The sequence below is a fragment of the Streptomyces sp. NBC_00335 genome (genome assembly GCF_036127095.1).
Lineage (GTDB): Bacteria > Actinomycetota > Actinomycetes > Streptomycetales > Streptomycetaceae > Streptomyces.
On sequence record NZ_CP108006.1, the window covers coordinates 1,360,900 to 1,383,423 of the forward strand.

Annotated in this window: 19 protein-coding genes; 14 read left to right on the top strand and 5 right to left on the bottom strand. The window is 73.2% G+C overall.

Going from position 1 to position 22,524, the window contains the following annotated elements; translation table 11 throughout:
- Positions 1–6 precede the first annotated feature (6 nt).
- Positions 7–1,095 (bottom strand): bile acid:sodium symporter family protein, encoded by a 1,089-nt coding sequence (locus OHA37_RS06280; RefSeq protein ID WP_266912547.1) that lies wholly within the window; start codon positions 1,093–1,095, stop codon positions 7–9.
- Positions 1,096–1,272: 177 nt separating this feature from the next.
- Between OHA37_RS06280 and OHA37_RS06285 the strand changes: the two genes are divergently transcribed.
- The 8 genes from OHA37_RS06285 to OHA37_RS06320 all read left to right on the top strand — a co-directional run bounded on the left by OHA37_RS06285 (position 1,273) and on the right by OHA37_RS06320 (position 11,827).
- Positions 1,273–2,124 carry a LysR substrate-binding domain-containing protein gene (locus OHA37_RS06285; RefSeq protein WP_266903279.1) on the top strand — a complete coding sequence of 284 codons (852 nt, stop codon included), beginning with the start codon at positions 1,273–1,275 and terminating at the stop codon, positions 2,122–2,124.
- Positions 2,125–2,356: 232 nt separating this feature from the next.
- Positions 2,357–3,004 (top strand): NADPH-dependent F420 reductase, encoded by a 648-nt coding sequence (locus tag OHA37_RS06290; protein ID WP_266903281.1) that lies wholly within the window; start codon positions 2,357–2,359, stop codon positions 3,002–3,004.
- Positions 3,005–3,114: 110 nt separating this feature from the next.
- Entirely contained in the window at positions 3,115–4,938 is a 1,824-nt protein-coding gene (locus OHA37_RS06295; protein ID WP_266903283.1) for an AMP-dependent synthetase/ligase, read from the top strand.
- Positions 4,939–5,094: 156 nt separating this feature from the next.
- On the top strand, positions 5,095–6,357 hold the full coding sequence (locus tag OHA37_RS06300; RefSeq protein ID WP_266903285.1) for an ABC transporter substrate-binding protein: 1,263 nt from the start codon (positions 5,095–5,097) through the stop codon (positions 6,355–6,357).
- A gap of 16 nt (positions 6,358–6,373) precedes the next feature.
- Positions 6,374–9,595 carry an ABC transporter permease subunit gene (locus OHA37_RS06305; protein ID WP_266903286.1) on the top strand — a complete coding sequence of 1,074 codons (3,222 nt, stop codon included), beginning with the start codon at positions 6,374–6,376 and terminating at the stop codon, positions 9,593–9,595.
- Complete coding sequence (locus tag OHA37_RS06310; protein ID WP_266903288.1) at positions 9,592–10,371, top strand: ABC transporter ATP-binding protein; 780 nt, start codon at positions 9,592–9,594, stop codon at positions 10,369–10,371. The genes OHA37_RS06305 and OHA37_RS06310 overlap by 4 nt, the downstream gene beginning before the upstream one ends.
- Positions 10,372–10,530: 159 nt before the next feature.
- Positions 10,531–11,379, top strand: a complete 849-nt coding sequence (locus OHA37_RS06315; protein WP_266903290.1) for an aldo/keto reductase — start codon at positions 10,531–10,533, stop codon at positions 11,377–11,379.
- 7 nt (positions 11,380–11,386) lie between these two features.
- Positions 11,387–11,827 carry an RICIN domain-containing protein gene (locus OHA37_RS06320; RefSeq protein WP_266903292.1) on the top strand — a complete coding sequence of 147 codons (441 nt, stop codon included), beginning with the start codon at positions 11,387–11,389 and terminating at the stop codon, positions 11,825–11,827.
- A gap of 84 nt (positions 11,828–11,911) precedes the next feature.
- Here OHA37_RS06320 and OHA37_RS06325 read toward each other — a convergent pair whose 3' ends face one another.
- The gene (locus OHA37_RS06325) at positions 11,912–12,670 is read right to left on the bottom strand and encodes a class I SAM-dependent methyltransferase (RefSeq protein WP_266903293.1); all 759 of its coding nucleotides are present in this window, start codon (positions 12,668–12,670) and stop codon (positions 11,912–11,914) included.
- 23 nt (positions 12,671–12,693) lie between these two features.
- Positions 12,694–12,999, bottom strand: coding sequence for a 4a-hydroxytetrahydrobiopterin dehydratase (locus OHA37_RS06330; RefSeq protein ID WP_266903295.1), 306 nt, complete (start codon positions 12,997–12,999; stop codon positions 12,694–12,696).
- 215 nt (positions 13,000–13,214) lie between these two features.
- Between OHA37_RS06330 and OHA37_RS06335 the strand changes: the two genes are divergently transcribed.
- Both OHA37_RS06335 and OHA37_RS06340 read left to right on the top strand, forming a co-directional pair.
- On the top strand, positions 13,215–15,002 hold the full coding sequence (locus OHA37_RS06335; protein WP_266903297.1) for a hydroxysqualene dehydroxylase: 1,788 nt from the start codon (positions 13,215–13,217) through the stop codon (positions 15,000–15,002).
- A gap of 37 nt (positions 15,003–15,039) precedes the next feature.
- Entirely contained in the window at positions 15,040–15,906 is an 867-nt protein-coding gene (locus OHA37_RS06340) for a helix-turn-helix domain-containing protein (RefSeq protein ID WP_266903299.1), read from the top strand.
- Here the strand turns inward: OHA37_RS06340 and OHA37_RS06345 are convergent.
- The gene (locus tag OHA37_RS06345) at positions 15,892–16,314 is read right to left on the bottom strand and encodes a hypothetical protein (RefSeq protein WP_266903301.1); all 423 of its coding nucleotides are present in this window, start codon (positions 16,312–16,314) and stop codon (positions 15,892–15,894) included. The two genes, OHA37_RS06340 and OHA37_RS06345, sit on opposite strands and share 15 nt — an antisense overlap.
- A 287-nt stretch (positions 16,315–16,601) precedes the next feature.
- Between OHA37_RS06345 and OHA37_RS06350 the strand changes: the two genes are divergently transcribed.
- From OHA37_RS06350 to OHA37_RS06365, 4 genes are all read left to right on the top strand, one after another.
- Entirely contained in the window at positions 16,602–17,666 is a 1,065-nt protein-coding gene (locus tag OHA37_RS06350; protein ID WP_328693165.1) for a hypothetical protein, read from the top strand.
- Complete coding sequence (locus OHA37_RS06355) at positions 17,663–18,223, top strand: toxin-antitoxin system, toxin component (protein WP_266903305.1); 561 nt, start codon at positions 17,663–17,665, stop codon at positions 18,221–18,223. Before OHA37_RS06350 ends, OHA37_RS06355 begins: the two co-directional genes overlap by 4 nt.
- Positions 18,224–18,325: 102 nt before the next feature.
- A complete protein-coding gene (locus OHA37_RS06360) occupies positions 18,326–19,747 on the top strand; it encodes an NAD(P)/FAD-dependent oxidoreductase (RefSeq protein WP_266903307.1) in 1,422 nt (473 codons plus the stop codon).
- A gap of 18 nt (positions 19,748–19,765) precedes the next feature.
- Positions 19,766–20,944, top strand: a complete 1,179-nt coding sequence (locus OHA37_RS06365; RefSeq protein WP_266903309.1) for an MAB_1171c family putative transporter — start codon at positions 19,766–19,768, stop codon at positions 20,942–20,944.
- Between the two features lie 43 nt (positions 20,945–20,987).
- Here the strand turns inward: OHA37_RS06365 and OHA37_RS06370 are convergent, their stop codons facing one another.
- Positions 20,988–22,508, bottom strand: a complete 1,521-nt coding sequence (locus tag OHA37_RS06370; RefSeq protein ID WP_266903311.1) for a peptide MFS transporter — start codon at positions 22,506–22,508, stop codon at positions 20,988–20,990.
- Positions 22,509–22,524: the final 16 nt, after the last annotated feature.

The following is a 22,524-nucleotide window of genomic DNA, read 5'->3' on the forward strand; positions in this document are numbered from 1 at the left end:
CGCACGTTACCGGGCCTGCGGGACCGGGTGTTGGGGGGTGTGCGAGACCTCCGCCACATGGCCGGCGGCGAGTTCGTGCTGTTCCGTGGCCTGCGGGTCCTGTGTGGCGTGCGGGTCCTGCCGAGCTTGCGGGTCCCGCGCGCGCCGGCGGGCCAGTACCGCGCAGACCATCAGCTGCATCTGGTGGAAGAGCATGAGCGGCAGCACGGCGAGGCTCGCCTGGGCGCCGAACAGGACGCTGGCCATGGGGAGTCCGGCGGCCAGGCTCTTCTTCGACCCCGCGAACTGGATGGCGATCCGGTCCTCGCGGGTGAAGCCGAGGCGCTTGGCCCCGTACCAGGTGACCGCCAGCATCACGGCGAGGATGACCGCCTCGACGGCCATCAGCCCGCCGAGGCGCGGGAGGCTGATCCGGCGCCAGATCCCGGCGACCATGCCCGCGCTGAAGGCGGTGTAGACGACGAGCAGGATCGAGCCGCGGTCCACGTAGCCGAGCACCTTCTTGTTGCGGACGAGGAAGCCGCCCACCCAGGGACGCAGGGCCTGGCCGAGGAGGAAGGGCAGGAGCAGCTGGAGGACGATCTTCACCAGCGAATCGAGGGAGAAGCCGCCCGCGCTGTTGCCGAGCAGGCCGGCGGCGAGGAGGGGGGTCAGGAAGATGCCGATGAGGCTGGAGAAGGAGCCCGCGCAGATCGCGGCGGGGACGTTGCCGCGGGCGATCGAGGTGAAGGCGATGGAGGACTGGATGGTGGAGGGGACCAGACAGAGGAAGAGCAGGCCGCTGTAGAGCGGTGGCGTGAGGACAGCGGGCACCAGGGTGTGCGCGGCGAGACCCAGGAGGGGGAAGAGGAGGAAGGTCGAGGCGAGCACGGTGAGGTGGAGCCGCCAGTGGCGCATGCCGTCGAGGGCCTCGCGGGTGGAGAGCCGGGCGCCGTAGAGGAAGAAGAGCAGGGCCACCGCCGCGGTGGAGGCGGCCTCGGCCACGGAGGCGGCCGCGCCGCGGGCGGGCAGCAGGGCGGCGAGGCCGACGGTGGCGAGCAGACCCATGATGAACGGGTCCAGCGGGAGCCGGGCGGGGAGGTGCGGGCGGCGCATGGGGATGCTCACTTGCTGAGGTCGACGGGAGGCGGGGCAGAGCCGGACCGGACCGGACGACGGGACGGGGCTCGACGGATTCCCTTCCATTCTCGGTGGCGGGCTGGTGATCGGGAAACCCGCACACCGCTCTCACTGTCATCACGGAACGTGATGAGCGGGGCTAGGGTGAACGCTATGTACGACCCCGTTCAGCTGCGCACCTTCCTCACCGTGGCCCAGACCCTGAGCTTCACGCAGGCCGCCGCCCGGCTCGGCGTGCGCCAGTCCACGGTCAGCCAGCACGTGCGCCGGCTGGAGGAGGCCACGGGCCGGCCCCTCTTCCTGCGCGATACGCACAGCGTCGAGCTCACCGAGGACGGCGAGGCCCTGCTCGGTTTCGCCCGCTCGATCCTGGAGGCGAACGAGCGCGCGGCGGCCTTCTTCGCGGGGACGCGGATCCGCGGCCGGCTGCGCTTCGGCGCCTCGGAGGACTTCGTGCTGACTCGGCTGCCGGAGATCCTGGAGGCCTTCCGGCACGAGCACCCCGAGGTGGAACTGGAGCTCTCCGTGGAGCTCTCGGGGACCTTGCACGAGCGGCTGGACGCGGGGCGGCTGGACCTCGTACTCGCCAAGCGGCGCGGCGAGGGCGACGAGCGGGGCCGGCTGGTGTGGCGGGACCGGATGGTGTGGATCGGGGCCGAGGGGCTGCGGGTGGACCCGGACCGGCCGGTGCCGCTGATCGTCTTCCCGCCGCCGGGGATCACGCGGGCGAGGGCGCTGGACGTGCTGCAGGCGGACGGGCGGCCGTGGCGGATCGCCTGTACGAGCGGCAGCCTGAGCGGTCTGATCGCGGCGGCGCGGGCGGGGCTGGGCGTGATGGCCCACACCCGGGGGCTGATCCCGCCGGGGCTGGTCCGGGTCGGCGGCCTCCCGGACCTCGGAACGGTGGAGTTCGCACTGCTGCGGGGCCCCCGCGGCTCCGCCGCGGCGGAGGCCCTGGCCGCGGCGATCCTGTCGGGCGCGGACCGGCTGACGCGGGCGGCGTAGCCGGGGCCCGGACCCGCTCCCCCCGCCGGGGAGGTTCCGGCTGGGACGGCCGGTGCGCCCTTGCCGCCCCCTTGCCGCCCCCTTGCCGCGTCCGGAACTCCCCCGACCTGGGCACTCGAACACCCGCGGGGCCGAATGTGCCGCCGTTCAGGGCGCCGTGCGCTTAGGGTCGCCGTACGCCAACCGGTCGCGGTCCGGCGGGAATTCGTACGGGACGGGCAGGGGGACGCGCATGAAGATCGCGGTACTGGGGACCGGTGAGGTCGGGCAGCGGCTGGCGGGGAAGCTGGTCTCGGTCGGGCACCAGGTCACGATGGGGTCCCGTACGGCGGACAACGCCGGCGCCGCGGAGTGGGCTGCCGCGACGGGCGGTGCCCACGGGACCTTCGCGGAGGCCGCCGCCACCGCCGAGCTCGTCGTCAACGCGACCGGCGGACTGGTCTCGCTCGCCGTGCTGGAGGCCGCCGGGGCCGGCAACCTCCGGGGGAAGACCGTCATCGACGTCTCCAACGCACTGGACTTCTCCGAGGGGTTCCCGCCGAAGGTGGTCACCCCGGACGGGCACAGCGTCGCCGAGCAGCTCCAGAAGGCCTTCCCCGAGGCGCGGATCGTCAAGACGCTCAACACCATGAACAACGCCGTCATGGTCGAGCCCGGCCGGGTGCCCGGACACCACACCGTGTTCGTGAGCGGCGACGACGCCGGTGCCAAGGCCGAGACCATCGCGCTGCTGCGCTCCTTCGGCTGGGCGCCCGAGCAGATCACCGATCTCGGCGACCTGTCCAGCGCCCGCGCCACCGAGGCCCTGATGGCCTTGTGGCTGCGCCTCTACGGGGTGCTCGGCCCGGTGGACTTCAACATCTCCGTGGTCACCGCCTAGAACACGCCACGGACGCGCCGCTGGGGAGGTCTTGTGGAGGTCTTTCTTCCGTGATCACCAACGGGTGGGCGTGGGATAGCGTCGCCGCGCCGTACGGAGAGGAGCGGGCCTTGCACGAGATCACCGTCCCACCGGTCGTCACGGGCTCACCCGTCGGCGGTCTGGCCGACGCCGTCTTCCTGCACGCACGCGAGGACCCCGGCCGGGTCGTGCTCGGCCGCAAGTCGGACGGGGTCTGGGGGGACGTGACCTCCGGCGAGCTGGCCTCCGAGGTGCTCGGGCTCGCCAAGGGGCTGCTCGCGCAGGGCATCCGCTTCGGGGACCGGGTCGCGATCATGTCCCGTACCCGGTACGAGTGGACCCTCTTCGACTTCGCCCTGTGGGCGATCGGCGCCCAGCCGGTCCCCGTCTACCCCTCGTCCGCCGCCGAGCAGGTGCACTGGATCCTCTACGACTCCGAGTGCACGGCCTGTGTGGTGGAGGACGAGGACCAGGCCATGACCGTCGGGTCGGTGATCGACCGGCTGCCGATGCTGCGCCGGCTGTGGCAGCTGGACGCGGGCGCCGTCGAGGGGCTCGTCGAGGACGGGCTCCAGGTCGCCGAGGACGTCGTGCACCGCCACCGCAGCGCCGTGACGCCCGATGCGACGGCCACCGTCATCTACACCTCGGGGACCACCGGACGCCCCAAGGGCTGTGTGCTGACCCACGGCAATTTCATGTTCGAGGCCGACACGATGGTGACCCGCTGGGAGTCCGTCTTCCGGGCCGGGCCCGGTGAGCAGCCGTCCACCCTGCTGTTCCTGCCGCTCGCCCACGTCTTCGGGCGGATGGTGGAGGTGGCGGCCGTCCGCTCCCGGGTGAAGCTCGGGCACCAGCCGGTGCTGGCGGCGGCCGAACTGCTGCCGGACCTCGCCGCGTTCCGGCCGACGTTCGTGCTCGGGGTGCCGTACGTCTTCGAGAAGGTCTTCGCCGCCGCCCGTCGCAAGGCCGAGACCGAGGGCCGGACGGGCCCCTTCGACCGGGCGGTGGAGACGGCCGTACGGTACGCGGAGGCGCGGGAGCAGAAGGCGTTCGGCGTCGGGCCCGGGCCCTCGGCGAAGCTGCGCATGGAGCACCAGCTCTTCGAGAAGCTGGTGTACGGGAAGGTCCGCGAGGCACTGGGCGGCCGGGTGCGGTACGCCATGTCGGGCGGCTCCGCGATGTCGCGCCGGCTGGGGCTGTTCTTCGACGGCGCCGGGGTGACGGTCTTCGAGGGGTACGGGCTCACCGAGTCCTGCGCGGCCGCCACGGCGAACCCGCCCGGGGCCGTCAAGTACGGCACCGTCGGGCGGCCGATCCCCGGCGGTACGGTGCACATCGCCGAGGACGGGGAGATCTGGCTGTACGGCGCCCACGTCTTCTCCGGGTACCTGAACGACCCGCACGCCACGGAGGCCGTCCTGCGGGACGGCTGGCTGGCGACGGGGGACCTGGGGCGTCTCGACGCGGACGGGTACCTCACGATCACGGGGCGCAAGAAGGAGATCCTGGTGACCTCCAACGGCAAGAGCGTGGCCCCGGCCGCCCTGGAGGAGCGGGTCCGCTCGCACCCGCTCGTCTCCCAGTGCGTCCTCGTGGGCAACGACCGGCCGTACATCGCGGCCCTGCTCACCCTGGACATGGAGGGGGTCGCGCACTGGATGGCGATGCGCGGCCGCCCCCGGCTGCCGACGGCGGACCTGGTGCTCGACCCCGATCTGACGGCGGAGGTCCGCCGGTCGGTGGTGGCGGCCAACACCCTGGTCTCCCAGGCCGAGTCGATCCGCACGTTCCGCGTCCTGGCCGAGCAGTTCACCGAGGAGCGGGGGCTGCTGACGCCCTCGCTGAAGCTGAAGCGGCGGGCCATCGAGAAGGTCTACGCCCAGGAGGTGGCGGCCCTCTACCAGTCCTGACGGGCGCCACCGTCACGATGCGTCGGCCGGCGAAGCGTGATCACGCCAACGGTCCGAACCGTTACCTGACGGGTCGTCACTTTACTTGTCGTTGATATTGACGATGCGTCAGGTCGCGCACAGAATGCGGGGATTCCGACCGGAGGGGATCCACACATGTTGCGACCGATCCGCACCCTGGCCGCCGCGGCAGCGGCGCTCGCGCTCGTCTCCGCCTGCAACTCCGCCTCCAACAGCGCCTCCCCCGACAAGCCGGGGGCCGCCGGCAATTCCCGCGGCGTGACCAAGGACTCCATCAAGGTCGGCGGCCTCGTGTCGATGACCAGCGCCAGCGGCTACAGCAAGAAGGGCACCGACCTCGGGGCCAAGGCCCGCTTCATGAGAGCCAACGCCGAGGGCGGGATCAACGGCCGCAAGATCGACTACATCGGGGCCGAGGACGACGGGCAGGACCCCGCCAAGAACCTGGCCGCGGCCCGCAAACTCGTCCAGCAGGACAAGGTCTTCGCGGTCTCCCCCATGAGCTCGGTCACCTTCACCGGCGCCGACTTCCTGGAGCAGGAGAAGGTACCCACCTTCGGCTGGGGCACCCTCCCCTCCTTCTGCGGACCCAAGTACATCTACGGGTTCAACGGCTGCCTCGTTCCCACCCCCGGCGGCACCATCAACCAGACCTGGCCCGAGGGCATCGGCCAGATCCTCGGCGGCGCCGCGGGCAAGTCGGTCGCGATCATCGCCAACGACAGCGACGCCGGAAAGTTCGGCGTGCGCACCTTCCAGCAGGGCTTCACCAGCGCCGGGTTCAAGGTCGCCTACGCCAAGGCCTCGGTGCCCGGCACCGCCGTGCCGAGCGACTGGTCGGCGTACGTCAAGGAGATCCTGGAGAGCAACGGCGGCAAGGCCCCCGACGCGGTGGTCTCCGTCATGCAGACCCCGAACAACATCGGGCTGTTCACCTCGCTCAAGCGCAGCGGGTACAAGGGACTGCTCTCCGACCCGACCGACTACGACCCGGGTCTGCTCGCCAAGGACGCCACCAAGCAGGCCCTCGACGGCGTGCACGTCCTGCTCCAGTTCGAGCCGTTCGAGTCGACGAACCCGAAGATGGCCCAGTTCAAGGCCGACATCAAGGCGGCGTCGGGCGGGCTGGAGGTGCCGCTCAACATGCACATGATGACCGGGTACATGTCGGCCGACCTGTTCGTGTCGATCGCGCAGAAGGCCGGCAAGGACCTCACCGTCGAGTCCTTCCAGGCCGCCGCGCAGGGCTTCTCCGACACCGGCACCCTCGTCGGCAACCGCGCGGAGCCCAAGGGCCAGAAGGACAGCTTCGGCTGCGGGGCGCTCGTCCAGCTGAAGAACGGCGCGTACGAGGTCTCCGTACCGTTCAAGTGCTACGAGCCCATCCCCTTCAAGTAGGGGTACGGGAAACCGAATGGGAGATCTGCTCGCCTTCGTACTGAGCGGTCTGGTGTCCGGCGCCCTGTACGCACTGCTGGCCACCGGGCTGGTGCTGTCGTACTCGGCGTCCGGGCTGTTCAACTTCGCGCACGGGGCCACCGCCTACCTGTGCGCGCTCACCTTCTACGAACTGCACTCCGGGCTCGGCTGGCCGGCCGTCCCGGCGGCGCTGCTGGTGGTCCTCGTACTGGCGCCCGGGCTCGGGTGGGCGCTGGACCGGCTGATGTTCCGCCGGCTCGCGCAGGTCGGCGAGACGGCGCAGATCGTGGCCACCATCGGGCTGCTGGTGGCCCTGCCGGCGGCCGGGCTGTGGACGGTGGAGCTCCTCACCGAGGCGGGAGCGCCGCTCAAGCCGGCGGAGAACCAGTTCGGACTGCCGGGGGTGGGGCCGAGCCCCGCGAAGTCCTGGCAGCTCACCGCCGACGTGGGCATCGACTCCGACCAGCTGATCACCTGGGTGGCCACCGCCCTGGTGGCGGTCGCCCTGTGGGTGCTGATGCGGCACACCCGGCTGGGGCTGCGACTGCGGGCCGCCGTCGACAACCGCTCGCTCACCGAACTGCGCGGGATCGACGCCGACCGGCTGTCCTCGGTGGCGTGGATGATCGCGTCGGGGCTGGCCGGGCTGGCGGGGGTGCTGGCGACCCCGCTCCTCGGGCTGTCGGCGCACGATTTCACGCTGTTCCTGTTCGTGTCGGCCACCGCGGCCGTCATCGGGCGGTTCGCCTCCGTCCCGCTCGCCTTCGCCGGCGGGCTGGGGCTCGGGGTCCTGCAGAACCTGGTCGTCGGCTACGCGTCCTTCGCCGACTCCGTCACCGGCTTCAGGACGGCCGTGCCCTTCCTGATCCTCTTCGGCGGGCTGCTGGTGCTCACCCGGCGGGCCCGGGCCGCCGGAACCGCCGCCGTGGACGTGGCCTCGCCGGACCATCTGGCCGGGGCCCCGTGGGGACGGCGCTGGGGGGTGTGGGCCGCGGGCGCGGTCCTGCTGGGCACGGCCTTCTACACCGTGACCACACCCTTCTGGAGCGGGCTCCTCGCCCAAGGGCTCGCGCTGGCCCTGGTGTTCATGTCCTTCACCGTGGTCACCGGGCTCGGGGCGATGGTGTCCCTGGCCCAGGGCACCTTCGTGACCGGGGCCGCGCTGGTGGCCGGACTGCTGATGAGCCGCGGCTGGCCGTTCTTCGCGGCGCTGGCGGTCGGCACGTGCGTGGCCGCTCTGCTGGGAGCCCTGGTCGCATTGCCCGCGCTACGGCTCGGCGGGCGCTCCCTGGCGCTGGCGACGCTGGCCCTGGCCTTCCTGGCGGACCAGGTGCTCTTCCAGATGCGGTGGCTGCGCAACGGGGACTCCGGGTGGTCCATCCCGCGCCCCGTCATCGGGCCGGTGGACCTCTCCGACGACCGGGCGCTGGGCGTGGCCCTGCTCCTCCTGGTCGCGGCGGTCGCCGCCGGGCTGAGCGCGCTGCGGGCCTCCCCCTCGGGCCGCGCGATGCTCGCCGTACGGTCGGCTCCCGCGGCCGCGATGGCCTCCGGGGTGTCCGTGCTGCGCACGAAGCTCCTCCTCTTCACCCTGTCGGCGGGGCTGGCCGGCTTCGGGGGCGTGATGTACGCCTCGTACAACACCCGCATCACCGCTACGGACTTCACGGCGATGACCGGGCTGGTGTGGCTGGCGGTGGTCGTCGCGGCGGGCGTGCGCAGGCCGCAGTACGCGGTGGTGGCGGGGCTGGTCTTCGCCGTCGCTCCGCGGGTGATGGCGGACTACGTGACGGAGTCGGCGCACCTGCCGGTGATCCTGTTCGGCCTGGCGGGGTTGGCCTTGGCCAACGACCCCGACGGCTACTGCGCGGCGGTGCCGGTACGCCTGGCCCGCCGCCGGGCCGGCGCCTCGTCCGGCGCCAAAGCCATGGCCTCCGCCGGCACCTCGTCCGGGGCCGAGGCCGAGGCCGGGGCCGGAGCCGGGGCCGGAGCCGGGGCCGGGGCCGGGGCCGGGGCCGGAGCCGGGGCCGGGGCCGGGGCCGGGGCATCGGCCTCCACGGGAGCCGGGGCCGGGGCCGAAGCCGAAGCCGGGGCCGGGGGCGTTCCCGCGGCACGGGTCGGTGGCGGAGCCGGGGTGGGCCCTGCGGGGCTCTCCCCCACCCCGCCCCTTCCCGAAACCGGGGCTCCGCCCCCCGAACGCCGGGCAGGCTGGAAATCAGCCCCGCCGGCGTTTGAGGCGCGGGGGTCCGGGGGCGGAGCCCCCGAAAGGCCCGGGGGGCCGGGGGCAGCGCCCCCGGTTTCGGGAAGGGGCGGGGTGGGGGACACGCTGCCCGCAGGGCAGGCCTTCGCAGCCGGGCACTCCCCGGAGGGATCCGCCCCCGAGCCGCCGGTTCTGGAGGCATCCGTCCCGGAGCCGCCGGCTCCGAACCAGCCCGCCCGGGACCTGGCCGTCCCGGACACAGCCATACCGAACCAGCCCGCCAGGGAGAGGGCGACCTCGAATCCACCGGCGGAGCCGCCCGTGGGGGCGCCCGCCCTGGAGCTGCGCGGTGTCACCGCCGGGTACGACGGGGGGCTCGTGCTGCACGGGGTGGACCTCCTCGTGCGGCGCGGGGAGATCCTCGCCGTGCTCGGGCCCAACGGGGCCGGGAAGAGCACCGCCTGCCGGGTGGCGGCCGGCGCGCTGGCCGTCGTCGGCGGGAGCGTCCACGTGGGCGGGCGGGACGCCACCCGCGACGGCGCCGTGGGCCGCTCCCGGGCGGGAGTGCTGCTCGCACCCGAGGGGCGGGGGATCTTCCCCTCGCTCAGCATCGAGGAGAACCTCGCCCTCTACCTGAGGGACCCGTCCGAACGGGACGCCGTCTACGACCGGTTCCCCCGGTTGCGCGAGCGACGCTCGGTGTCCGCAGGGGCGTTGTCCGGCGGGGAACAGCAAATGCTGGCCCTCGCACCGCTGTTGCAGCGCCCGCCCGGGGTGCTGATCGCGGACGAACCCTCCCTGGGGCTCGCCCCGCGCGTGGTGGACGAGGTGTACGGGCTGCTCATGGAGCTCCGCGCCGCCGGCACCGCGCTCCTGCTGGTGGAGGAGAAGGCGGCCGAGATCCTCGGGATCGCCGACACCGTCGCCTACCTCTCGCAGGGCCGCGTCTCCTGGTGCGGCCCGCGCTCCGAGGTGGAGGCGGACCGGCTGACCGAGGCCTACCTGGGGATGGCGACATGAGCGCGGGCGAAGCCCCGTACGTACTGGAGGCCCGCGGCGTCAGTGTCCGGTTCGGCGGGGTCAAGGCGCTGACGGGCGTGGACCTCGGGATCCGGGCGGGCGAGGTGTGCGGGCTGATCGGGCCGAACGGGGCGGGGAAGACCACCCTGTTCGACGTGCTGTCCGGGATCCGGCGGCCCGATCAGGGCCGGATGCTGCTCGACGGGGTGGACGTCACCCGGCGCTCCCCCGTCTGGCGGGCCCGCCGCGGCATGCGCCGGACCTTCCAGCGCCAGCAGTTGTTCGGACAGCTCAGCGTGGCCGACAACGTCCTGGTCGCGCAGGAGTGGCGGGGCGGGGGCGGCGGCCTCGCCGCCGATCTGGTCGCCTCGCCCACCCGGCGCCGCCGGGAGCGGGAGCGGCGGGAGCGGGCCGCGCGGGTGCTGGCGGACTGCGGCATCGGCGCGCTCGGGGACGCGTACGCCGGCGGTCTGCCGGTGGGGCGGGCCCGGATGGTCGAGCTGGCCCGCGCCGTGGCCGATCCGCCCCGGGTGCTGCTCCTGGACGAGCCCGCGTCGGGCATGTCCGCGCCCGAACGCGAGCAGCTCGCGGCGGTCGTGCGCCGGCTCGCCGAGGAGGAGGGCTGCGCCGTGCTGCTGGTCGAGCACAACGTCGCCTTCGTGATGGACCTCTGCACCCGGGTGGTCGTCCTGGACCTGGGCACCGTGCTCGCCGAGGGCACGGCCGCCGAGGTACGGGCCAACGCGCTGGTCCGGGAGGCGTACCTGGGGGCCTAGCGCGGGGACCCCGGCCTGTTCCCGCCGTACGGATTCACCCGTACGGCGGGAATAGGCCACGCCGGGGCCCGGTTGTCGCCGGTCGTACGGACCCGCGCGCACGAGCGTCCGTACGGCAGTCAGTACCCGTACCAGCGACGACCAGAGGGAACGACCGACGTGAATCAGGTCCCCGGCATCAAGCTCAACAACGGCACGCTCATGCCCCAGCTCGGCTACGGCGTCTGGCAGGTTCCGGACGCCGAGGCGGAGCAGGCCGTCCGGACGGCGCTGGAGGCGGGCTACCGCAGCATCGACACGGCCGCCATCTACGGCAACGAGGAGGGCACCGGCAAGGCCATCGCCTCCGCCGGGGTGCCGCGCGAGGAGCTCTTCGTCACCACCAAGCTGTGGAACGGGAAGTCCGAGACCTGGGGCCGGGACAACGCGCTCCGCGAGTTCGACGCCTCGCTCGCCAAGCTGGGCCTCGACGAGATCGACCTGTACCTGATCCACTGGCCGCGCCCGATGCGCGACGACTTCCTCGCCATCTGGAAGACCTTCGAGGAGATCGCGCAGAGCGGCCGCGCCAAGGCCGTCGGCGTGTCCAACTTCCGCCCCGCCGACCTGGAGCGGCTCGGCGCCGAGAGCTCCCTGGTGCCGGCCGTGAACCAGATCGAGCTGCACCCGCTGCTCCCCCAGAGCGAGCTGCGCGCCCTGCACGCCCGCCTGGGCATCGCCACCGAGGCCTGGTCCCCGCTCGGCCAGGGCAAGGACCTGCTCACCCTGCCCGCCGTCACCGCGATCGCCGCCAAGCACGGCCGCTCGGCCGCTCAGGTGGTCCTGCGCTGGCACCTCCAGCTGGGCAACGTCGTGATCCCGAAGTCCGTGACCCCGGCGCGGATCCGGGAGAACCTGGACGTCTTCGGCTTCGAGCTGGACGCCGGGGACATCGCAGCGCTGGACGCGCTCGGCGCGGGCTCGGCGGGCCGCCGGATCGGTCCCGACCCGGCCGAGTTCGACTACTGAGCCGCCGGTGAGCGAGGCGGCGAGAGAAACGAAGGCGCCCGACGGCGTGTACCTGATCCGCAATGCCGGGAGCGGGCTGCTGCTCCAGGTCGAGAGCGGCAACCGGGTCTGGGTCGGGCCGGACGGCGAGCCGGCCGCGGCCCGGCAGTGGGAGATCACCCCGGTGCACAGCGGCGGCGGGATCTTCCACCTGGTCAGCGTCCACAACGGCAAGCGGCTCGATGTCGCGAACGCGTCCACCGAGAGCGGCACCCGGGTCCAGGTGTGGAAGGCGAACGCCTTCGGGGCGCAGGAGTGGGTCGTGGAGGAGCACCTCGACGACCCGGGCGTGGTCTCGCTGATCGCCGCCATCAGCGGCCTGCCGCTGGAGGCGGACGCGGAGGGCCGGGCCCGGCAGTGCGAGGACAGCGACTCCCCGGCGCAGTGGTGGCGCCTGGAGCCCGCCTGAGGCGGGGACGGGAACGGGGCGGGGGCGGGGAGCGGGGCCCATCGCCACTGCCCCGCCAGCCCGCCCCGCCCGTCTACCCGCCCGTCAGGCCCGTACGAAGCCGCGCAGCCGGTACGTGGGCTCCGCGCGCGGGGTGTCCGGTCCCGGCAGCAGCTGCAGCCGGTCAGCGAGCTCGCGCGGGGTGATCCCGCGCGGGTGGACCCGGGAGGCGTACCGCCCGGCGAGCAGGGCTTCGGCGGCCCCGCGCGGGGTGCGGCCCTGGCCGTGGCCGGTGAAGAGGGTTTCGCCGGCGGGGTGCAGGCCCACCGCGGCCGCGTGGCCGGTGACGGCATGGGCGGAGTCGGCGGGGGTGGCGGTGAGGTGCTCGGCGAGCACCTCGTCGATATCGCTGCCCACGTCGTGGGCGGCGTCCTTGTCGACGGTGGTGACGAACACCCCGCCGGGCCGCAGCACCCGCCCGGCCTCGGCGATCACGGCGGCCACCAGCCCCGGCGAGCGGAGCAGGTGCAGCAGCCAGACCGCGCTGACCGCGTCGAGCGAACCCGAGCGGAACGGGAGCCGGGTCCCGGAGGCGAGGACCACCGGGACCCCGCGGGAGCGCGCCATGGCGGCCATCCCGTACGAGGCGTCCGCGCCGAGGACGCGCAGCCCCGGGCGGGCGGCGGCGATGCGGGTGGTGACGATGCCCGTGCCGCAGCCGAGGTCGAGCAGGGTGTCGGTGTCCGGCGGGAGCAGGCCGAGGACCGCCGCGGCGGCGGCCTCGGCGCGCGGGGCCCCGCCGCGGGTGGCGTCGTAGGCCTCGGCTTCGGCGTCGTAGTCCAGGAGCGGTCTCGGCGTGGGCACGGGGATGGGTGGTGCTTCCGGCATCAGGCGGCGCCGTGGGAGGGGGCCAGGGATTCCACCCGCTCGGCGAGGGTGAAGTCGGCGTCGGTGACGGAGTCTCCGGCGTCGTGCGTGTTCACCGAGAGACGGACGGTGTTGTAGCCGAGGGTGAGGTCGGAGTGGTGGTTCAACTCCTGCTGCACGGCGGCGATGTGGCTGACCAGCGCGCTCGCCGCGAAGTGGCTGCCCAGCCGGTAGGTGCGGATGATGCGGTCGTCCTCGAAGGCCCAGCCGGGGAGTTCCCGCAGCCGGTCCTCGATCTCCTTCTGCGAAAGCGGCTCTCTCGACATCCGCAGGCTCCTTCCCCGTAGACGACTGCCCGATTGGCCTGACGTGGAGTCAAGGTTCCCACAGCACGGGCTGGAGGGAAGGTTTCGCGCCATAGTGCGTGCGGGTGCTTCCCTGCCTTCCGTGACCACCGCGCCACCCCTATGCTCCTGCGCCGGACGTGACTGTTACCGCCGGTAATACCGCTGGGTGCCGACGACATCGAGGGAGCATCACCGTGACGCGCACAGGAAACTCCAGGCGCACGTTCATCGCGGGGGCCGCCGCCACCGCGGGCGCGTTATCGGCCGCCGGGAGCCTCGCGGCCCCGGCCGGGGCCGCCACCGGATCCGCCGCGGCCGGGCAGGCGCGCAGCGTGGCCGTCCTCGGCGGCGGGGTCGCCGGCCTCACCGCCGCGCACGAACTGGCCGAACGCGGCTACGCCGTCACCGTGTACGAGCGGCGGGCGCTCGGCGGCAAGGCCCGCAGCATGGACGTCCCCGGCAGCGCCCGCGGCGGGCGCCGCCCGCTCCCCGCCGAGCACGGCTTCCGCTTCATCCCGGGGATCTATCACAACCTGCCGGACACGATGCGGCGCATCCCCTTCCCGGGCAACGCCAACGGCGTCTGGGACAACCTCGTCGCCCCGCGCGAGATGATGTTCGCCCGGGCGGCCGGCCGCGAGGACCTGCGCGCGCCCATCCCCTGGCCGGAGCACTCCCCCGCCGAGCTGACCCCCGACGAGCTGCGCCGGGCCCTCACCGGGATCCTCCAGTCGCTGGTCCGCCTCCCGCTCCACGAGACGGCGTACTTCGTCGACCGCGCCCTGGTGTTCCTCACCAGCTGCGACGAGCGGCGCGACGGGCAGTGGGAGCGGACCCCGTGGTGGGAGTTCACCCGGGCCGCGCGGATGTCGAGCGAGTACCAGCGGATCCTCGCCATCGGCGTCACCCGCAACATCGTGGCCACCAAGGCCGAGGAGGCCTCGACCCGCACCGTCGGCAGGCTCGGCGAGGCCTTCGTCTTCAACCTGCTGGGCCGCGGCGCCGACGGCCCGCCGGACCGCATCCTGAACCTCCCCACCAACGAGGCCTGGATCGACCCCTGGGAGGCCCATCTGCGCTCGCTGGGCGTGGAGTTCAAGATCGGGTGGACGGTGCGCGAGGTGCGGTACGGGGACGGCCGCGTGAGCGGGGTCCTCATCGAGGACCCGGCCGGAGCCGCGCAGACGGTCACCGCCGACCACTACGTCAGCGCGCTGCCCGTCGAGCACGCCCGCCGCACCTGGAGCCCGGCGCTGCGCGCGGCCGACCCGATGCTCGGGCGGTGCGACCTGCTGCGGACCGACTGGATGACCGGCATCCAGTTCTACCTCACCGAGCGCGCACCCCTCGTACACGGGCACCTCAACTGCATCGACTCGCCCTGGTCGTTGACGGCGATCCAGCAGGCCGAGCACTGGCCGGCGCGGAACTTCCCCGCCGACTACGGGGACGGCGCGGCCGTGGACTGCCTGTCGGTGGACATCTCCGAGTGGGACAAGCCGGGGATCCTCTACGGGAAGACGGCCAAGCAGTGCACCCGCGAGGAGGTGGCCCGCGAGGTGTGGGCGCAGCTGAAGGCCTCGCTCAACGACACCGGGAAGACCCTGCTGTCGGACGGAAAGCTGCACTCGTGGTTCCTGGACCCGGGGGTGGACGGGATCGGGACCCCCCATCCGACCAACGAGGACCAGCTGTTGATCCACCCGACCGGGACCTTCCACAACCGGCCGAGCGCGGGCACCCGGATCCCGAACTTCTTCCTCAGCGGGGACTACGTGTCCGTCGACATCGACCTGGCGACCATGGAGGGGGCCAACGCCTCGGCCCGGGCGGCGGTCAACTCCCTGCTGGACAGGGATGGTTCACCGGCATCCCGGTGCACGGTGCGGCCGCTCTACCGGGCCCCGGAGGTGGAGTCCGCGAAGCGGCAGGACCTGTGGCGCTACCGCCTCGGCCTGCGGAACGTCTTCGACCTGGGGTGACCCGGCCGCGGGTGCCCGGCTGGGCTACCGTCGCGGTATGACGACTGCTGCGCCCTTGACGGTAGGAGCCCTGCTGCGCAACTGGCGGGAGCGGCGCGGGCTCAGCCAGCTGGAGCTGGCGGGCCGCGCCGACTCCTCCTCCCGGCACATCAGCTTCGTGGAGACGGGCCGTTCCCGGCCGAGCGAGGAGATGGTGCTGCGGCTCGCCGACCGGCTGGACGTCCCGGTTCGGGACCGCAACGCCCTTCTGGTGGCGGCCGGTTACGCGCCCCGGTACGCCCACACCCCGCTGGACGACCCCTCGATGGAAGTGCTGCGCGAGGGACTGGAACGGCTGCTGGCCGCCTACGAGCCGTATCCGGCGCTGGTGGTGGACGCCACGTACGGCGTGGTGGCCGCCAACCGGGGCATCATGATGCTGATGGAGGGGCTGCCGGAGCACCTCCTGGCCGGTCCCCTCAACGCGATGCGGCTGACCCTGCACCCGGAGGGCCTCGCCCCCCGCATCCGCAACCTGCGCGAGTGGCGCGGGCACCTGCTGGCCCAGATGGAGCGGCAGATCGCACTGGCCCGTTCGGCGCCGCTGCGCGCGCTGTACGAGGAGGTGGCCGCCTATCCGCTGCCCACCGGAGCGGCGGGGGCCGGCGAGGACGGGCCGCACGGGGAAGGGCCGTACCAGGACGGGCCGCACGGGGACGAGCCGTACCAGGACGGGCCGGTCGAGGCCGTCGCGTACCTCGCGCTCCCGCTGCGGATCGAGCACGACGGGCACCTGCTCTCCTTCGTGTCCTCCATCTCGACCTTCAACACCCCCATGGACGTGACGGTCGCCGAGCTGGCCATCGAGACCCTGCTGCCGGCCGACCCGGCGACGGTGAAGTACCTGCGGTCACTGGCGCCCTGAGCCCGCGCGCAGCGCCAGCTGCTGGAGGAGGGCGAAGGAGGCGACGGTGAGCGCCTGCGCCGGGATCCACACCGCCCCGACGGTGGTGGGCGTGAACCAGACCACGACGGCGACGAGGCTGAGCGCGGCCCAGGCGTAGTTGCCTTCGATGACGAGCCGGACGGGGAAGACCGGGGGCTGCCGGCGCGAGGCCAGCAGGCCTACGCCCGCCCCGTAGAGCACCAGGAACACCCCGAGCCCCAGCAGCAGCCCCTGCCCGACGCCGAGCAGGCGGCCGAGGGGCGCGGAGAGGGCGACGTAGGCGAGCCCGTTGCCGGTGGTGACGACGGAGTCGAGGGCGAGGAACCGACGCAGCGCGGTCCAGGGGACGGCGGTGCGGGCTACGGCGGTGAGCAGGGTTGCGGACATGGCGGATCAGCCTCCGTCGAGGGTCGAATGCACTGGTGGGGTACGAGCGCCCGGGCCCCGGAGCCGAGTGCGCGGCCCCGGAACCCGATGGCTCCACTGTGCCGCCGGAGCCCTGGCGGGTCGATTACCTGCCGGGTAATGGGCGCACGGCCGTCCGGGGTTCGCGACGGGGGCCGATCCCCACGTTTTTTGAGCTGAACGGAAGGAAACGTTGGGAGCCACCCTGTTCCGCCACGGAACCCGGGGTTAGGCTTCACGCAGAGCAACCAGTTCGAACCTTCTCTCTATTGACGGAGCAACACCCGGTGCGAGCCGCCGACCGGCCCGACCTCCGCGCGGTCCGGGCCCGTGTCGTGGCACTGGCGGAGCGCTGCGGCCAGGACCCCGCGCACGTGCTCGCCGTGGAGCGGCTCAGCCAGTTGTCCGGGGTCGAACCGGCCCTCCTGCCCGGGGTGCTGGACGGCACCGCCGCCGAGCTGCCGCTGTGCGAGCGGGTGCACCGGCGTTTCCTGCGGCTGCGCGCCACCCGCCGCGACAAGCACGGCCGGGAGTGGTCGCTCGCGGCCATAGCCGAGGACTTCGACGCCCCCGGCGCCTCCCTCGGTCCGCTCAACGCGGGCACCGGACTGCCCCGGCTCGGCCACGCGGCCGGCGTGCAGCGGTTCTTCGGGGTGTACGCCGGCTTCCTGCTCGCCGACAGCAAGAGCGCGGTCGAGCGCGCCCTGGCCACCACCGGGTCCGGGCCCGGGGGCCGGGCGGAAGGCCCCGCGGACGACCTCGAACGCCTCTCGTACCTCACCGGCATCACCCCGCAGGACATCCGGCTGACGCTCGACGGCAATCCGCCCCGGCTCCCGCTGAAGGAGCAGGTGCGCCGCCGCTTCGAGCACCTGCGCCGCACGCGCCTGCGGGAGGACGGCCAGCCCCACTCCCTGTCCGCCATCGCCGGCTCCTTCGACGCCTCGGGCCAGTCGCTGACCCGCCTCACCCGGGGCGAGGGGCTCCCCAACCTCGCGGCGGCCGCCGGGATCCAGCGCTTCTACGGGGTCGAGAGCGGCTTCCTGCTGGCCGACGACACCGAGGCGCTGGCCGGGGCGCTCGCCGGGATCGAGCGCGAGCTGCGGTCCTCGGAGCGGAACGCCGAGAACCCGATGCTCGCCGTGTTGCGGGCGCACGACGTGCGCAGCATCGTCACCCGGGCCGGCCGGCTCTCGCCGGGCGGCTGGAAGGCGCTGGCGGACTACCTGGACGATCTGCTGGCGCGGGAAGGGCAGTTGGGCCGCCCGGCCGTCCCCCGCCCGCCGGGCGGCGCCGAGGACATCGACCGCAGTGCCGAAGGGGGAGCGTCATGAGGACCACACGGGCCATGCGGAAGCTCGGCGACGATCTGCTGGCGGCGGCGCGCCTGACTCCGGGTACGGACGCCCCCGCCATCATCGGGAGCCTGTGCGCCGCCTACGGGAGCGGCCGCGACCGGCCGGTCGTGTTCCGGTTCGCCGTCTTCCCGCCCGACACGGCCAGCGGGCTGTGGCTGGAGATGGAGGACCGCGACCTCCTCGTCATCGAGGAGCGCACCCGGCCCGAGCACCAGCTCGTCATCGCCTGCCACGAGCTGTGGCACCTGGACGAGGGGACCTGCGACCGGCACGGTCAGGGCATGGCGGTGGCCGCCCGGCTGACCGGCCGGGGCGGCCGCCTGGCGGAGCTGCTGCACTCCGAGGACGGGCTGAGCTCCGTGCTGCGGCAGGCGGCCGCCCGGGCCGACCGCAGCGATCCCGCGGAGATCCGGGCGGAGACCTTCGGCCTGCACCTCGGAAAGATCCTCAGGACCTTCCTGCCACCGCCCCGGGAAGAGCAGGTACCCGAGGTGATCGAGCGCATCAAGACCTCGTTCGGCTGTGGACGTTGAGCGGGCCCCGGCCCACGCCCCCGGCGGCTGACCACCGCCTCCCGCCGACGCACCCATTCCGCCGATGCGCACGCGCACGGCCCTGACAGAGAGCACCACACGATGACCCAGTCCTCCCCGCACCGCCACGCCGTCGTCATCGGGGGCAGCATGGCAGGCCTCTTGGCGGCCGCCGTCCTCGCCGAGCACGCGAGGGTCACCATCATCGACGCCGACACCCTGCCCGAGCTCCCGGAGCCCCGGCGGGGACTGCCGCAGGCCCGCCACGTCCACGTCATGTGGTCGGGCGGCGCCCGCGCCATCGAGGACCTGCTGCCGGGCATCGTGGAGGACTGGACGGCGGCGGGTGCGATCCGCCGCAGCCTGCCCACCGACCTGGTCACCAAGACCGCCCGGGGCTGGATCCCGCGGTACGGGGAGAAGCAGTTCAACGTCTCGTGCAGCCGCGATCTCCTCGACTCCGTGGTCCGCGCCCGGGTGATCGCCCTGGACGGGGTCACCACCCTCCAGCGCGGCCGGGTCCGCTCCCTGGAGGGCACCGCGAGGCGGATCACCGGCGTCCGTGTCGACACCCCGGAGGAGGAGGGCCGGCTGATCACCGCCGACCTCGTGGTCGACGCGAGCGGCCGCGGCTCCCGGGCCCGCGCCTGGCTCCAGGAGCTCGGCGTGGACGGCGTCCGGCAGGCGGAGGTCGACTCCGGCCTGGTCTACGCGACCAGGATCTTCGAGGCCCCCGCCGGAGCCCACGAGCTGGGCTTCCCCATCGTCAACGTGCAGTCCGACCCCCGGGTCCCGGTCCCCGGTCAGACCGCGACGATCGTCCCCATCGAGAACGGCCAGTGGCAGGCCACCCTCTCCGGGACCCGGGGCGGCCAGCCCACCGGCGACCCCGACGAGTTCATCCCGTTCGCCAAGGGCATCCGCGACCCGATCGTCGGCGAGCTCCTGGAGGGCAGGAAGCCGCTGACCGACGTCGCCGTCACCCGGGGCACCGCCAATCGCCGGGTCTTCTTCGAGAAGGCCGAGCTCCCCGGCGGCTTCTTCGCCGTCGGCGACTCGGTCGCCACCTTCAACCCCCTCTACGGCCAGGGCATGACGGTCGCGGCCAAGGGTGTGCTGGCCGTCCGCGCCCTGCTGCGCGCCAAGAGCCCGGCCCACCCCGCCATCGGAATGGAGGCGCAGCGCGCCCTCGCCCCGCAGGTGGCCACCGCCTGGGAGCTCGCCACCGCGCAGGACATCCTGTACCCGGGCGCCACCGCAACGGAGCCGCGCGCCGGCGCCGGCCTGCTCAACTCCTACGTCTCGCGGCTGATGACCGGGGCCACCACCCGGCAGGAGCTGACCGCCGCCTTCCTGGAGGTCAGCACCATGAGCAGCCCGCCCACCCACTGGGTCAAGCCGTCGGTGATCTGGCAGGTCCTGCGCGCCTCGGACCGCGATGCGCTGGACGCCCCGCCGCTGACCGCCGCCGAGCGGGCCGTCGCGGGACTCGGCCAAGAGGCCGACCCCGTCGAAGCGCGCTAGCGCTGTGGCCGGCACCCCATGACGGACGGTCTCATCCTCTACGTTCCGGGGTTCGTGATCGTCCTGGCCCTGGTCATCAAGGCTCCTACGCTGCGCCGTGGCTGGGACCAGCCGCTGATGCGTGCCGTGTGCACACTGCTCGTGGTCGGTTCCCTCGCCATGTTCCTGTCCGGTCCGCCGACGATCGCCGCGGTCAACCGCCTCACCGGCATCGTCAACTTCTCCGCCCCCCTGGTCTACAGCACGCTCACCGCGTTCTCGGCGTCGTGCATCGTGCTGATCCTGCACTGGGGCGGCGGCCCGACGCCGGGGGTCCGCCGGGCCACCCGGATCACGGTGGTCGCGTACGGCGCCGTCGTCGTGACGATCGTCTTCCTGTTCGCGAAGGGGGACGCGCCGGTCGAGCGGCTGCGCGACCTGGACACGTACTACGCCAACACCCCGTGGATGCGCGAGATGATCGCCCTCTACCTGGCCGCGCACACCGTCGGCAGCACGGCGCTGACCCTGCTGTGCTGGAAGTGGCTGCGGCGGGTGGACCCGGCGCTGCGGGCGCTGCGCACCGGGCTGGCGCTGCTCATGTCCGGCATGGTGATGGACGTGGGCTATCTCGTCGCGAAGTGGGCGGCGGTCGGCGCACGCTGGTCCGGCCGGGACTGGGACGGACTGTCCACCCACCTGGCGCCGCCGCTCGCCTCCGCGGCGGCGTTGCTGGTCGGAATCGGGTTCATCGTGCCCCTGGTCGGCGGATCGACGGCCTGGCAGGAGCTCAGCCAGTACCGCCGGCTGCGTCCGCTGTGGAAGGCCCTGCACGGGTTCGCCGCGTCCAGTGTGATGACGGTGCCGATGACCTGGTGGTCCCCCGTCGGGATCCGGCTGATCCACCGAGAATCGGTGATCGACGACGGGCTGCTGGCGCTCGCCTCCTGGTTCGACCCCGCCGTCCGGAGCGAGGCCTACGAGGCCGCGCTGGCCCAGGGACGGTGCGAGCGGGGCGCCGCCCTGGTGGCGGACGCGGCCGTACTCGCGGCCGCGTGCCGGCGCCGTGCCGCCGCCGGCCGGGCGGAGCCGGGCCCCGGGTCCGGTCCCGCCGAGCCCTGCCGGCTCGGCGGCCAGCCGCTGACGGAGCTGGCGCGGGAGTTCCACACCTCGACCATCGTGGCGGAGGCCCGCCGCCGGGCCACGGCCGCCGTCTGAGAACTGGGCCCGGTCGCGTGCGGGCAGGGGCGGGACGGGACGGTCAGGCCGCCACCGCCACCGTTTCCCGGGCGGCGGCCGCCTCGCCCGTCAGGACCTTGAGCCGCTTGGTGAAGAAGACCATCACCGCGCCGGCCGCGATCACCATGGCGCCCTGCCACAGGAAGTTCCAGCTCTGCCCGATGACCGCGTCGAGCCGGGGCAGCTGCGCGCCGATCGCGTCGCCGGTGGCGGCGGCGAGGAACCAGACGCCCATCATCTGGTTGGTGAAGGCCCGAGGGGCGAGCTTGGTGGTGACCGAGAGGCCCACCGGGCTCAGGCACATCTCGCCCATCACCTGGATCACGTACACGCCCACCAGCCACATCAGCGAGACCTTGACCCCGCTGGAGGCGATCGCCGCGGCGCCCGACATGACCACGAAGGAGGCGCCGGTCAGCAGCAGGGCCAGGCCGAACTTGAACGGGGTGCTCATGTGCTTGCCCCGGCGCACCCAGAAGGCGGCGAAGACGGGGGCCAGGACGATCACGAACAGCGAGGGCAGCGACTGGGTCCAGCTGGCCGGGATGTGCCAGCCGAGCAGGGACAGGTCGGTCTTCTGGGCGGCGAACAGGTTGAGCTCGTTGCCCATCTGGTCGTAGACCAGCCAGAACAGCGTGGCGGCCAGGAAGAGCCAGACGTACGCCCGCAGCCGGGTCTTCTCCACCCGGTCGATCTTGGGGCTGCGGTACATCGAGAGCAGCACGCCCGCCGGGACCACCACGGCGACGATCGTCAGCACGAAGGTGATGTTGTCGATGCTCAGCGCGTGCGCGGCGGCCAGCAGGGCGACCAGTACGGCGGTGAAGACCAGGCCGTACGAGGAGGACTTGCGCACCTTGGCCCGCTCGGCGGCGGTGAGCCGGACCACGGGCTCCGCCCGCAGCTGCTCCGACAGGCGCCGGCCGCCGAGGACGTACTGGACCAGGCCGAGGGCCATGCCGACGGCGGCGGCGCCGAAGCCGAGGTGCCAGTCGACCTCCTCGCCGAGGTAGCCGACGACGAGCGGGGCGATGACGGCGCCGAGGTTGATGCCCATGTAGAAGATCGAGTAGCCGGCGTCGCGCCGCTGGTCGTCGTCGGCGGCGTACAGCCGGCCGACCAGCGCGGAGATGTTCGGCTTGAGCAGGCCGGTGCCGATCACGATGAGGACCAGGCCGGGCCAGACGAAGACCGGGTTCGGGACGGCCATCAGGGCGTGGCCGGCCATGATGACCACACCGCCCCACAGGACGGCCCGCCGGGCGCCGAGGAACCGGTCGGCGATCCAGCCGCCGGGGAGCGCCAGCAGCGAGATCATGGCCATGTAGACGCCTTCCACGGCCTCCGCGGTGCCCTCGTGGAGCCCCATGCCCCCGTGGCCGCGGGAGGCGGCGAGGAAGTGCACGAGGATGGCGACCATGCCGTAGAGGCTGAAACGCTCCCACAGCTCGGCGAGGACGAGGGTGGCGAGCCCGCGCGGGTGGCGCTTCCTGCCGACCGCCGCAGCGTCCGGTGCAGCGTCCGACGCCGGGGGCTTGTGCATATCCATCGAAGGCTTC

What these genes read in the sequence shown, in the direction of transcription:
- OHA37_RS06290 (WP_266903281.1), top strand. Translation starts at nt 2,357, where the DNA reads ATGAAGATCGCGGTACTGGGGACCGGTGAGGTCGGGCAGCGGCTGGCG.
- OHA37_RS06345 (WP_266903301.1), bottom strand. Translation starts at nt 16,314, where the DNA reads ATGTCCGCAACCCTGCTCACCGCCGTAGCCCGCACCGCCGTCCCCTGG.
- OHA37_RS06285 (WP_266903279.1), top strand. Translation starts at nt 1,273, where the DNA reads ATGTACGACCCCGTTCAGCTGCGCACCTTCCTCACCGTGGCCCAGACC.
- OHA37_RS06355 (WP_266903305.1), top strand. Translation starts at nt 17,663, where the DNA reads ATGAGGACCACACGGGCCATGCGGAAGCTCGGCGACGATCTGCTGGCG.
- OHA37_RS06340 (WP_266903299.1), top strand. Translation starts at nt 15,040, where the DNA reads ATGACGACTGCTGCGCCCTTGACGGTAGGAGCCCTGCTGCGCAACTGG.
- OHA37_RS06300 (WP_266903285.1), top strand. Translation starts at nt 5,095, where the DNA reads ATGTTGCGACCGATCCGCACCCTGGCCGCCGCGGCAGCGGCGCTCGCG.
- OHA37_RS06330 (WP_266903295.1), bottom strand. Translation starts at nt 12,999, where the DNA reads ATGTCGAGAGAGCCGCTTTCGCAGAAGGAGATCGAGGACCGGCTGCGG.
- OHA37_RS06370 (WP_266903311.1), bottom strand. Translation starts at nt 22,508, where the DNA reads ATGCACAAGCCCCCGGCGTCGGACGCTGCACCGGACGCTGCGGCGGTC.
- OHA37_RS06310 (WP_266903288.1), top strand. Translation starts at nt 9,592, where the DNA reads ATGAGCGCGGGCGAAGCCCCGTACGTACTGGAGGCCCGCGGCGTCAGT.
- OHA37_RS06365 (WP_266903309.1), top strand. Translation starts at nt 19,766, where the DNA reads ATGACGGACGGTCTCATCCTCTACGTTCCGGGGTTCGTGATCGTCCTG.
- OHA37_RS06280 (WP_266912547.1), bottom strand. Translation starts at nt 1,095, where the DNA reads ATGCGCCGCCCGCACCTCCCCGCCCGGCTCCCGCTGGACCCGTTCATC.
- OHA37_RS06360 (WP_266903307.1), top strand. Translation starts at nt 18,326, where the DNA reads ATGACCCAGTCCTCCCCGCACCGCCACGCCGTCGTCATCGGGGGCAGC.
- OHA37_RS06305 (WP_266903286.1), top strand. Translation starts at nt 6,374, where the DNA reads ATGGGAGATCTGCTCGCCTTCGTACTGAGCGGTCTGGTGTCCGGCGCC.